Source organism: Cytobacillus firmus DS1 (assembly GCF_000565285.1).
Classification (GTDB): Bacteria; Bacillota; Bacilli; order Bacillales; family Cytobacillaceae; genus Cytobacillus; species Cytobacillus firmus_A.
Map to the genome: position 1 here is coordinate 175223 of NZ_APVL01000001.1, position 11946 is coordinate 187168.

Consider the following 11946-nt stretch of genomic DNA (forward strand, 5'->3'; position numbering starts at 1 on the left):
ATCCTATCCCCGCTCAACCTCCATCATAATTTTCGTAACATAATGCTCCTTATCATTCCGGACGACAGTATCATAAATGTACTCTTCAAATACATGCTCTCCCAAGGTTAAACCGAGCAATTTCATCTCTGAAAAAAGCCGCTTATAAGTATCGCCGATCGTTTTTTCGCTCCCAACATGATAACCGATGAGGAAATCCCCTTTAACGGCCCGGAAATAGGGATGGCCTTCCTTTGGATTGGGCTGCTCGATATACAAATAGCTGTAATTGGCGTATTCCCCCTTCAGCACCTGCTCACGCTTCGTTATGGACCCGATCGGGTAGCCAGAATCAAGCTGCGAGATCTGCAATTCATTAATAAAATCCGAAATGACCTCTAAAAATTCTTCGTCCGGTATATTTTGAATGTTTCTGCTTAAATAAAGGGTTGCTTCCGGCAAACGCTGAAGCGTAATCCGGCTAAAATCAAGGTGGGAGGCTTCTTCCATTATGGCTATTTTGGCTTCAATCATTTTCTCCTTCATTTCGATTTCCTGACGCTTCTTTACAATCTCTTCTTTTTTCCGGTACATGATGGATAAAAAGCTTTCGGGCGATTTATTTTGCATGTATTGCTGTATATCGTTAAGTGACATGCCAAGATCCTTCAATAAATCAATCACAAAAAACAACTCTAATTGATGAATGGAATAATAGCGGTATCCTTTTTCATTTTTCATGACCGGTGACAAAATTCCAATCTGATCGTAATAAAAAATGGTCTGCTTGTTAACCTTGCAAAGCTTTGCGAATTCACCTGTCGTTAAATATTTGCCGTCTTTTTTACTCATTTTTACATCACTGCCCTTGACTATATAGTTACTATATACACTAGGATAGATCGTATAAATAAATCAAGTTTGACTGTTTTGTAAGGAGCATGATATAGATGAAAAAACCAAAAATCACATTAGGATTATTATTGACGAATTTATTCATTGCCTTTTTGGGAATCGGCCTGGTCATTCCTGTCCTGCCTACGCTGATGAATGAATTAGGCATAACGGGCACAACGATCGGCTATTTGACAGCAGCATTTGCCTTAGCCCAGCTGATTGTTTCCCCGTTTGCAGGGAGGGCAGCCGATAAATGGGGCAGGAAAATCATGATTGTCACCGGCCTGTTTATTTTCGGCCTATCAGAATTCTTATTCGGGATCGGCAAAGAAATCGAGGTTCTGTTCGTTTCGCGGATTTTAGGCGGGATTAGTGCGGCCTTTATTATGCCGGCCGTTACAGCCTTTATTGCGGACATTACCACGACTGAAACCCGCCCGAAGGCACTCGGGTATATGTCAGCGGCCATCAGCACCGGTTTTATCATCGGTCCAGGCATTGGCGGATTTTTAGCAGAGTTCGGAACGCGGGTGCCATTTTTCTTTGCAGGGGGACTTGGTGCGCTTGCAGCTGTGCTATCCCTGATTTTATTAACAGAGCCTGAGCGCAATGAGGAAAATAATGAAGGAGCCGAAGCAGGAAAGAGCGGCTTCAGACGGGTGATGGAGCCAAAGTACCTGCTTGCCTTTATTCTGATTTTTATTGCCTCATTTGGGCTTGCTGCTTTTGAATCCTTCTTTAGCTTATTTGTCGATCACAAGTTTGCCTTTAAACCAGCGGATATTGCTATTGTCATAACGGGCGGAGCCATTTTTGGCGCAGTATCGCAAATCCTGCTATTTGACCGCCTCACCCGCATCTGGGGCGAAATCAAACTGATCCGCTACAGCTTACTGTTATCCGGCCTGCTTGTATTTTTAATGACCGTTGTTCATTCCTATTTTGCGATCCTGCTTGTAACCTTTCTTGTATTTGTAGGATTCGATTTATTCCGTCCGGCTATCACTTCCTATCTTTCCAATATCGCCGGCAATGAACAGGGCTTTGTGGGCGGAATGAATTCGATGTTTACAAGTCTCGCGAATATCAGCGGACCAATTATAGGGGGAATGCTGTTTGATATCGATATTAACTATCCTTACTATTTCGCAGCTCTCGTCACTGCAGTGGGGATTGGTTTAACCCTCGTGTGGAAAAAGCCTGCAGAGAAGGCATCCAAAGTGGTGAAGGCAATCTAAAAGAGTGAATTAGCGTTTAATTCACTCTTATCCATCATTACTGTTTAGCTCCATTTTCCGGGTAGGGCTGACCGTACCCTTCCACATTCCCTGCACGCTCTTTTTCATATTCTGATCCTGAACCCTGACGGTTTACTGCTGCGGAATTTGTTTTCTGTTTCTCTGATTTATTGTTCTGACGCGGCAAATTCTTCACCTCCCATACACAATTATAGTGCTTAAAATTTGGAAAACTATTCAGCGGGAGGATCCCTCATCTGTTTGGACAGGGGAAGTGGAAAACGGTGCGGGGGAGTCCGAACCGGGGACTCAACATAACATTATTCAAAAATCACGTTTCTGCAAAAGCAGGAGCTTTTTTTTTGACAGTTCGGTTTAGATGAAAAGGAAAAATAATACAAAAAAGAGAAGTAATTAGGGAAAAAGAGTGGTTTTTTTGGCAGTTCTACAAATGATTGAATTCAATACAAAGCTCCTCGAAGGAACGGGGAGCTTTTGCCTGAGGAGTAAAAAAATTCTCTAGGATATATAAGAACGAAAGGTTTGAAAAAGGGCTAAAGTATATCCAGCTATTTGAAGACAATAAGCAAGCTGGCTTTCTCCGACTCCTTATGGGGCGTTTTCGGCTGTTTATAAAAAGAAGCTTATTTCCTTTCATAGACTGACGATTCATTCGGCAATGAAGCGGTTAAAGGAAATCATGCAAAATTAATGCAATCCATAACTAACATCTGTTAGATAATGTGAATTAATAGAGTAAGTACAACTATCAAATAATAGGGAAACCTGCATAACTCTGTACTGCAATAGGGCTAACCCCCTTACTATTTCACTGTGGCAGCATAAGATAAGAGTACTTATTCAATAAGGAGGAATTATCTATGCCGGCAGTCGTTTATGTTGATGATGATTGGACTGGGCTTTCGAATGGTACTGAAGTTACTACCCCAGATGGTCCGGCGGTAATTGGAACAGATGCTTTTGCCACAATCGGGGAGGGGGTGTTTGCGGTTGATTCAGGGGGAACCACCCATGTACTCCCGGGCTTATATAAGCCAGGTCTTACAATTTTTATAGACAAGAGTGTCACTATTCTTGGACCACAGGCCAATGTGGATCCGCGGCCTGCTTTCCTTTCAACAAGAATTCCGGGGAGTGCAAATGAAGCAATCATAGATGGAAGGGGGGTATTGGATAACATTCTTAGGATTAATGCAAATGATGTATTCATTAATGGTTTTGAAATCCGCAATGGAAGAACTGATTTAATTAATTCGTTTGGAGGGGCACAAAGGCCAAAAGTCAGTTATAATATTATTCACCAATCAAGTCTGGATGAAGGAATTCAATTGCGCAATATCCGGGACGGTGTAATCGAATATAATTATGTATTTGACACCTTTGGTGATGGCATTAATATTTGCTGTGAATCTTTCGATAGCTTCATCCAGTATAATCAGGTGGAGAATAGCCGGTCACCAGATGCCGCTATATATGTTTATAATTCTACTAATATTACTATTCAGTGGAACCTCGTTCAGAATACACAGGTGAATGATGGAATCAAATTGGGATCCTCGTCTGCCCCTTTGGATACCGGCAGATTTGTGGGCAGGGTTCTAAATAATGTCGTTCGTGATTTAGTGGAAGATGGAATTACAGTCATTTCAAGTGATGCTGTAGTCGCTGGAAACGATGTATATAGAAGCCGCAGCACGAATGGCGCCATCTATTTGGACCGTAATTTAAATAATATCCAGATCACCAATAATTGCGTTCATGACAATGGCATATTAGGGGACGGTAAGGTCACTTATGGGATTAAAATTGGATCAGGTACCAATATTTCAACAAATGTCCATGTTAATAATAATAATATATTTAATAACATAGATGGCGGGCTGTTTTTCAACTCATCGAACCCGCCTCCGCCTGCACTTAATGCAGAAAATAACTGGTGGGGAAGCGCAAGTGGACCGAGTACCGTGCCAGGCCCTGACTCAGCAATTGGAAATGTAGACTATATGCCTTTTTTAACTGAACCAGGCCCAGTCTGCCTTAGTCAGCCGACTATAGAAGGGCCAGGAAACATTATAGTTGAGAATGATACAGGAGAGTGCTCGGCTACTGTATCTTATACTATTACAGCTTCTAGCCCATTTTTCCCCATTAATGAGCTTACCTGTTCTAACGGGAGTATCCATACCTTTTCACCACCTCAATACAATGTTTCCGTAATAGAAAAAGATATATTTCAGGTAGGAACCACAAATGTTGTTTGTACTGTCACCAACACTGATGGCAATACAGATTCTGTTGAATTTACTGTTACAGTTAATGATACTGAACCTCCCAAAATTACTTGTCCAAACGATATAAGAGTAACTGTCGATGCCGGTGAGGGCGGAATGATTGTTACTTTTCCTCCTCCTGATGTAAGCGATAATTGTCCCGGGGTTACGGTGGTGTGTTCTCCGTCTTCCGGTTCCTTCTTTCCAGCAGGAAATACTGTAGTGAATTGTACGGCGACGGATGGATCAGGAAATACTGCAGAATGTTCATTTACCGTTACTGTTGGAGAAAGAACAGTTGGAGAATTTAACAGTGTTGCAATTGGGGCTCGGAGGGTCTATGATTGGGTGTTTGATGCACTAACGATTGAAACAGATAGTATTTTATCTCCTGCCGCAGAAGCAGTTGCATTGGCGGCTGCTGAAGACAGAACGCCACTGGATGTCATTTGCGAAGTTCCCGATTTACCAGGATTTTTTTCGCTTGAGTTTCAGCCGGATATCAGTGAAAATGTGTCCTGTAAGGTTTCATCCAAAATTGAGAGAATAGGAATTCTTGTTAACGGTGTACTCACCGACTTGGCCATTATCAACGTGATTTTTACTATTTGCCCCTTAATTACTATCATTGACAGCAAAGAAGAAATTATCGATCAATTTCGGCCAGCGATCAGCCAGACTCGGCGATTGGCTGTCTATGTGCCGGAACCTTTAACAAGTCAAAACATTCATTGCCGTATTATTGACCTAAGCTGTGAGACGAACTTTAATGAAACAGGTGTACCGGATCTTGGACTTCAAATCACACTCAATATTTGCTTTGATATTCAAGTTGAAGCCGATGTGAAAATGGAAGTGCTCGCTAAATTTTGTTTCCCTCGTCCAAACCTGTATCCATGATTTACAAAGGGTTGAGTGTTCCGGTTCCGATGATAATCCTCCGGGAGTCTGCCCCTAACGTGAGTAAACTGACTTTTCAGGTATCTATATCCTATGTTGTAAAATATATAGTAGACCTTCCTTTTCTAAAAGGGAAAGGTCTGCTTTTTATATATTCAAAAAAGGATGGTGCATGGAAAAATGACACGTAAAATGTAAGTTTTGCAGGGTGTTTGATCCGAGCCGGGGGATTATCTATTATGAACCATAGTCTTAAGGCTCTCACTGAAAAAGAATTCTTTATTAAACAGCTGACGTATATTGATGAAAATTATCAGGACTTAAATGGCCTTTACCTTTCTTCCAGTCCGCTAAAAAAGCGGAGAAAGGATTTTCTCAGTATTTATGTAAGGGAAGTAGAGCAATACATTGCTTTTTGTAATCAGGCGCCTGCGGCCTGCGGAAAGTATTGGTTGAAACAAAGGTAACTGTATTATTTGACGGGGAGGATGACCGGGAAGTTTCTCATATTTGCCTCCGGGAAGAGTCAGACCCTGACAATGGGTGCATCTCGTTCCTGTCTCCGGTTGGCAGGCAGCTTCGGTTAAAAAATCTGGGAGAAAAAACGTCACTCATGATCCCAAGCGGCCAGCTGGATGTGGTGATTGAAAATATATCCTGGGACCAGGAATAAGTCTTTAGCAGAGGGACATGGGACGTGTCCCTCTGCTCCTTTGGGAACGCTGCGATTCAAATAATTGACTGCCTTAACTGTAACTTATAGTATTACAGTAAGTTTGATGCCAGTTTAATTTGTGTAAACATTAAACAAACTAGGTGTGAACGAAAAAAAGGAGTGACTTATATGAATCCAAGCTATAAACCACTATTAGAACCATTGAAGTTAAAAAACAAGGTGGAAACCAAAAACAGAGTGGTCCTGGCACCGATGACCAATTTCTCCTCCCATCCGGATGGAACAGTATCAGATGCCGAGATCGATTATTACGTACGCCGCTCCAAAGGGGCAGGAATGGTGATTACGGCTTGTACATATGTGACAGCCAACGGAAAGGGATTCCATGGTGAATTTGGCGGCGATCATGACGGAATGATTCCAAGTCTTTCGAGACTGGCATCCAGCATTAAAGAACAGGGTGCCAAAGCCATTCTGCAGATCTTTCATGGCGGGAGGGAATGCCCTCCTGAGCTCGTTCCAAATGGCGAAACAGTAAGTGCCAGTGCGGTTGCGTCTGAAGGAAGCAGCAATACGCCAAGAGCACTGACGGAAAAAGAAGTGGAGGATATCATTGCCGCTTTCGGCGAGACTACCCGCCGGGCCATCGAGGCAGGCTATGATGGCGTTGAAATTCATGGCGCCAACGGCTATTTAATTCAGCAGTTCTTTTCTCCGCATTCAAATCGCCGTGAGGACCGTTTCGGAGGCAGCCTTGAAAAGCGTATGACGTTCCCGCTGGCTGTGGTAGACGCAGTGCAAAAAGCTGTACAAGAACATGCAAAAGAGCCATTCATTGTCGGATACCGTTTTTCTCCGGAAGAGCCTACTGAGCCAGGAATCACTATGGACGATACTCTTCAACTGGTGGATGTGCTGTCAGATAAAGGGCTGGATTACCTTCATGTCTCCCTGATGGAGTTCTGGTCCAAGCCAAGACGCGGGGCTGATGAAGCTAAGCCGAGAATTCAGCATCTGTTAGAAAAAATGAATAACCGCCTGCCGCTTATAGGAGTAGGGTCGATCCATACCCCTGATGAAGCCGTAAAAGCATTGGAAACGGGAGTGGCCATGGTCGCCCTTGGCCGGGAACTGATTATGGAGCCGGACTGGGTGCAGAAGGTGCAGGAAGGAAAAGAGTCTGAAATTGCCACTACTTTATCCAGGAAGGATCAGGAGAAACTGGTCATCCCGGATCCGCTCTGGCAGGCAATCGTGAACACTCCGGGCTGGTTTCCGGTTGTAGATTAATTGATACATTTATTATTAAATTAAAGGGCAGAAGTGACAGCTTTCATTGTCATTTCTGCCCTTTTGTTTTTTCTCCATCTTGCTTCCTCCATCCCACGCTGGACAGTTCCATCCATGAAGTCAGCCATATTTTTTTTAAAAAAATTCCTTTGACATTTTCCTGACACATTGTGCCTTTAAAGTATGACTTGTAAGGCAAACAAAAACTAATTCCAATTCAAAATAGATAAGAAGGAAGTGTTTAATCATGACAGAGTTTAACGAAGAAAGCAGAACGGAGAACCGGGCCGCGAAAAAGCCGGTATGGAAAGGATTCCTGTCAACCGTGGCAGCAGGTGTGCTGGGTTCGGCGCTTACGCTGACAGTCGTTCCGTATTTCCAGGAAGATACGCCGCAGGCAACTATTCAGGAAGAAACTGGACAAGCTGTAAGCTCATCCAATCTTGATGTGACGCCAGTATCTGCCACATCCAATTCCCTGGCGGATACAATTGAACAGGCATCGAAGGCGATTGTCGGCGTTGTGAATATGCAGCAGCAAAACAATAATCCGTTCAGCCAGTCGGGTGATGCTGCTGAAAGCGGTACGGGGTCGGGGGTTATTTTTAAAAAGACGGATGATGCGGCCTACATTGTGACCAACAACCATGTGATTGAAAATGCAAGCGAAATTCAGGTGACGCTGCATGATGGTGAGAAGGCAACAGCAGAATTGATTGGAACCGATGCGCTGACAGACATTGCGGTGCTGAAAATCAAAGGGAATGTAGATGCCGCAGCCATGACGTTTGGGGATTCTTCCAAGCTGAGAGTCGGCGATCAGGTGCTGGCGATCGGCAATCCGCTTGGCCTGGATTTATCGAGAACGGTGACACAGGGCATTGTGAGTGCGGTGGACCGCTCGATTGAAGTGAGCACTTCTGCAGGGGAATGGAACTTAAATGTCATTCAGACGGATGCAGCGATCAACCCGGGCAACAGCGGCGGCGCATTGATGAATACAGCCGGGCAGCTGGTCGGGATCAACAGCCTGAAGATCGCGGATAGCGGGGTGGAAGGCCTTGGGTTTGCCATCCCAAGCAATGAAGTGAAAACACTGATTGATCAGCTGATTGAAAATGGGCAAGTGGTCCGCCCGTATCTTGGTGTTGGCCTGGCAAGCTTTGACGAAGTTCCCCCTCAATATTTGCGCAATCTTCCTGATGGCGTAACTAGCGGAGCGATTGTAGCAAACATAGATCCGGATTCCGCTGCAGCTAAAGCAGGATTGCAGGCAGAGGACATTCTCGTCAGTATTGGCGGAAAGCAAATCACGAATTCAGGAGATTTACGCAAGCATTTATACAGCGGTTTTTCGATTGGCGATAAGGTGAAAATTGAATTTTACCGGGGGGGAGAATTGAAAACAGCTGAAGTCACGCTGACAAGCAACCAGAAAGTAAATTAAGAGAGGAGAACAGGATGAAGAATAAGAAAGTTTTTTATTGGATTTTAGGCAGTGTATTAACAATCGGAGCAGCGGCAGCCATCATTTTTACAATAAAAGAGGATAATGCAGCTGCGACTGTAAACGGGGAAAAAATCAGCAGGGATGAGCTGCATGAGCATCTCGTTGACCAGTACGGGCAGGAGCTTCTGGATTCGCTTATCACCGAGAAAGTGATTGATCAGGAAGCGAAGAAAGAAAATGTGAAAGTGACACAGGAAGAAATTGATGAGGAAAAGGCTGTATATGCAGAGTCATATGGCGGGGTGGATGCTTTAAAGCAGACACTCGAATCAAGCGGCCTCTCGATGACTGATTTTGAGGAGGATATCGAATCCTATCTGGCAACGAAGAAGCTGCTCGAACCAAGGATTGAGATTTCGGAAGAGGATATGAAGGCCTATTTTGATGAAAACAAAGACAGCTTTGCCCAGGAGGAACAGGTATCAGCGAGCCATATTTTAGTAGAGGATGAGGAAACGGTAAAAGAAGTCATTGAGAAGCTGAATGATGGCGGGGACTTCGCAGAGCTGGCGGCTGAATACTCGACAGATGATAGCAGCAAAGATTCTGGCGGAGACCTCGGCTTTTTCGGAAGGGGAGACATGGTCGCGGAATTTGAAGAGGTCGCTTTCTCTCTGGAGCCGGGTAAAATCAGTGATCCTGTTAAAACCGAATATGGCTATCACGTAATCAAAGTGGCAGAAAAGCAGGAAGCAAAAGAAGCAGTCTATGAAGATGTGAAAGAAGAGGTTAAAAATACATTATTTGAAACAGAGATGCAGACTGAATACACCGCATGGCTGGAAGAGAAATTTGAAGAATATGAGATTAAGAATTATTTAGAGGGCTGAGGGGAATCTTGAGATGAATTTTTTAAAACGAGCGTTTTTAAGCGTGAAGGCCAGAAAAGGGAAAAGCATTTTGCAGATCTTCGTATTTACCGTGATTTGTGTATTAGTGCTGGCAGGACTGTCGATCCAGACAGCTGCCGAAAAGTCGGGTGATCTCGCCCGCCAAAAGCTTGGGGCAGATGTCACCCTGCAGACAGATATGGAAAAATTGAGAGAGCAGGCGATGTCCCAGCAGCAGAGCGGAGGGGAGCGGGTACGTTTCCAGTCAGTGCCTGTCCCGCTTGATGCAGCAGAGGAACTGACAACTTATGACCAGATTAAAGGCTATAATTTTTACTCATCCACCACTGGGCTGGCCACCGATTTTGTGCCGATTGAAAGCGAGTCGGCTTCCTCAGACACATCTGAGGAAAGCAGTGAAGGGCAGGAGCCTGGAAGAGGCATGCCGGGCGGAATGATGCAGGGGGATGTGAGCCTGCAGGGGGTTGCCTTTACAGACTCGGTTACGGAGTTTATGGATGGAACCTCCTCGATTGTTGAAGGAACTGGGATCTCAGAAGAGCATATCGGAAAAAACGTTGCTCTGATTGAACAGACATTGGCGGAAGAAAACGAGCTCGCTGTTGGCGACAAGATTACCGTGACGAACCCGCGTGATGAAACGGCTGTAATGGAGCTTGAAGTGATCGGAATCTATCAGACAACTTCTGCCGGATCTGATCAGGCAATGGATTTCACAGCACTGAATCCTTATAACAAACTGTATGTTCCATACACTGCTGCTGCAGCACTAAAAGGTGCTGACTATGAAAATACAATCGATAGCGCCATCTACTATATAGAGGATCCAGCTGATATGCAGAGCTTTATCGATCAGGCAAAAGCAGAGAGCAGCATTGATTTCGAAACGTTCAAGCTTGATGCCGATGACCAGCTTTATCAGCAGATGGTCGGACCGATTGAGAATGTAGCCGGATTTTCGAAAAATATTGTGTACCTGGTATCCATTGCCGGAGCGATCATATTGGGCCTGATCGTCATGATGTCGATCCGTGAGCGGAAGTATGAAATGGGCGTCCTGCTGGCGATCGGGGAAAAAAGGTGGAAGCTCGCAGGCCAGTTTATGGCGGAAATTTTAGTCGTGGCTGTCCTATCGCTCGGCATTGCCACAGCGAGCGGCAATGTGGTGGCGAGCCAGCTTGGCGACCAGCTCCTGAATCAGGAATTGGCATCAGCGGAACAGACCAATACACCGGAATCCTTCAGAGGGAGAGGCATGGGCGGCTTCGGTCCGGGAATGATGCAGGCTCAGGAAACAGTGGAGACGGTAGATGAAATGAATGTACAGGTGACGGGAGAAGATCTTGGCTTCCTTGCGCTAATCGGTCTCGTGATTGCGGCATTGTCGGCATTATTGCCTTCGTTAACCGTATTGCGCCTGCAGCCAAAAGCCATTCTAAGCAAGCAGGATTAAAAGGAGATGGAAAAATGAGTTCATTGCTGGAATTCAAAAATATCAGCTACTGGTATAAACACGAAAATAAAAAACACGATATCTTGAAAAATATTAATGTGAGTTTTGAAAAAGGGAATTTTTACAGCATTATCGGGCCGTCCGGATCCGGGAAAACGACATTCCTGGCACTGGCCAGTGCCCTGGATGTTCCGAAAGAAGGAGAAGTGCTGTACGAAGGAAAGGATATCCGAAAAATCGGGCTGACACGGTTCCGGAACAAATTTGTCTCGATTGTCTTTCAATCTTATAATCTGCTTCCCTATATGACAGCCCTGCAGAATGTATTGACGGCGATGGAAATTACAGGGTCTTCTGCGAAAAATAAAAAGGCGATCGCTCTGGAAATGCTGCAGCGGGTTGGAATTTCCGAAATTCAGGCCCGGCAAAAAGTGCTTACATTAAGCGGGGGCCAGCAGCAGCGTGTGTCTATTGCCCGGGCCTTGTGCTGTGACGCCGAGCTGATTGTGGCGGACGAGCCGACCGGCAACCTGGATGAAGAGACTGCCAGGGAAATTGTAGGACTTTTGCGGGCGCTTGCCCATGAAGAAGGGAAATGCGTGATTGTCGTAACGCATGACCCCGACATTGCGAGAGATTCGGATGTGGTTGTGAAGCTTTCGAAAGGGAGTATTGCGGTTTCATCCAACGAACCCGAGCTGGTTTCGAATTGAAGAAAGGTGCCTTTTCCCTATGGGGAGGAGGCACCTTTTTGGTGTACGCTGTATCGAACGTTTTTTGGTTCTTTTAACCGATGGCAGAGTGGGAAGTAGCACATAAATGAACTAAGTCGGGCCTGTTGCCTCAATGAAATTTCAATTC

At 44.9% G+C, this 11946-nt stretch carries 11 protein-coding genes and 1 pseudogene; 10 read left to right on the forward strand and 2 right to left on the reverse strand.

Annotated features, from left to right (window positions below; all coding sequences use genetic code 11):
- Positions 1 to 3: 3 nt before the first annotated feature.
- Positions 4 to 831 (reverse strand): MerR family transcriptional regulator, encoded by an 828-nt coding sequence (locus PBF_RS00935; protein WP_035325868.1) that lies wholly within the window; start codon positions 829 to 831, stop codon positions 4 to 6.
- 98 nt (positions 832 to 929) lie between these two features.
- Between PBF_RS00935 and norA the strand changes: the two genes are divergently transcribed.
- Positions 930 to 2114: a multidrug efflux MFS transporter NorA gene (gene norA / locus PBF_RS00940; protein ID WP_035325872.1), complete on the forward strand. Its 1185-nt coding sequence runs from the start codon at positions 930 to 932 to the stop codon at positions 2112 to 2114.
- 37 nt (positions 2115 to 2151) lie between these two features.
- Here the strand turns inward: norA and PBF_RS26030 are convergent, their stop codons facing one another.
- Positions 2152 to 2301 carry a hypothetical protein gene (locus tag PBF_RS26030; protein WP_156478325.1) on the reverse strand — a complete coding sequence of 50 codons (150 nt, stop codon included), beginning with the start codon at positions 2299 to 2301 and terminating at the stop codon, positions 2152 to 2154.
- Between the two features lie 408 nt (positions 2302 to 2709).
- On the opposite strand from PBF_RS26030, the pseudogene PBF_RS26650 reads away from it, so the two are divergent.
- The 9 genes and pseudogenes from PBF_RS26650 to PBF_RS00975 form a co-directional block, all read left to right on the forward strand.
- Positions 2710 to 2826, forward strand: a pseudogene (locus PBF_RS26650) (GNAT family N-acetyltransferase); the annotation flags it as partial.
- A gap of 169 nt (positions 2827 to 2995) precedes the next feature.
- A complete protein-coding gene (locus tag PBF_RS24825; protein WP_051488772.1) occupies positions 2996 to 5305 on the forward strand; it encodes an HYR domain-containing protein in 2310 nt (769 codons plus the stop codon).
- A 239-nt stretch (positions 5306 to 5544) separates the two neighbouring features.
- A complete protein-coding gene (locus tag PBF_RS26655) occupies positions 5545 to 5772 on the forward strand; it encodes a hypothetical protein (protein WP_235192174.1) in 228 nt (75 codons plus the stop codon).
- A complete protein-coding gene (locus PBF_RS26660; protein WP_235192175.1) occupies positions 5754 to 5978 on the forward strand; it encodes a GreA/GreB family elongation factor in 225 nt (74 codons plus the stop codon). The genes PBF_RS26655 and PBF_RS26660 overlap by 19 nt, the downstream gene beginning before the upstream one ends.
- Before the next feature lie 171 nt (positions 5979 to 6149).
- The gene (locus PBF_RS00955) at positions 6150 to 7271 is read left to right on the forward strand and encodes an NADH-dependent flavin oxidoreductase (RefSeq protein WP_035325875.1); all 1122 of its coding nucleotides are present in this window, start codon (positions 6150 to 6152) and stop codon (positions 7269 to 7271) included.
- Between the two features lie 247 nt (positions 7272 to 7518).
- A complete protein-coding gene (locus PBF_RS00960; RefSeq protein WP_035325879.1) occupies positions 7519 to 8718 on the forward strand; it encodes a S1C family serine protease in 1200 nt (399 codons plus the stop codon).
- A 14-nt stretch (positions 8719 to 8732) separates the two neighbouring features.
- Positions 8733 to 9611: a peptidylprolyl isomerase gene (locus PBF_RS00965; protein ID WP_035325881.1), complete on the forward strand. Its 879-nt coding sequence runs from the start codon at positions 8733 to 8735 to the stop codon at positions 9609 to 9611.
- 13 nt (positions 9612 to 9624) lie between these two features.
- Entirely contained in the window at positions 9625 to 11085 is a 1461-nt protein-coding gene (locus tag PBF_RS00970; RefSeq protein WP_035325884.1) for an ABC transporter permease, read from the forward strand.
- Positions 11086 to 11099: 14 nt separating this feature from the next.
- Positions 11100 to 11798, forward strand: a complete 699-nt coding sequence (locus PBF_RS00975; protein ID WP_035325888.1) for an ABC transporter ATP-binding protein — start codon at positions 11100 to 11102, stop codon at positions 11796 to 11798.
- Positions 11799 to 11946: the final 148 nt, after the last annotated feature.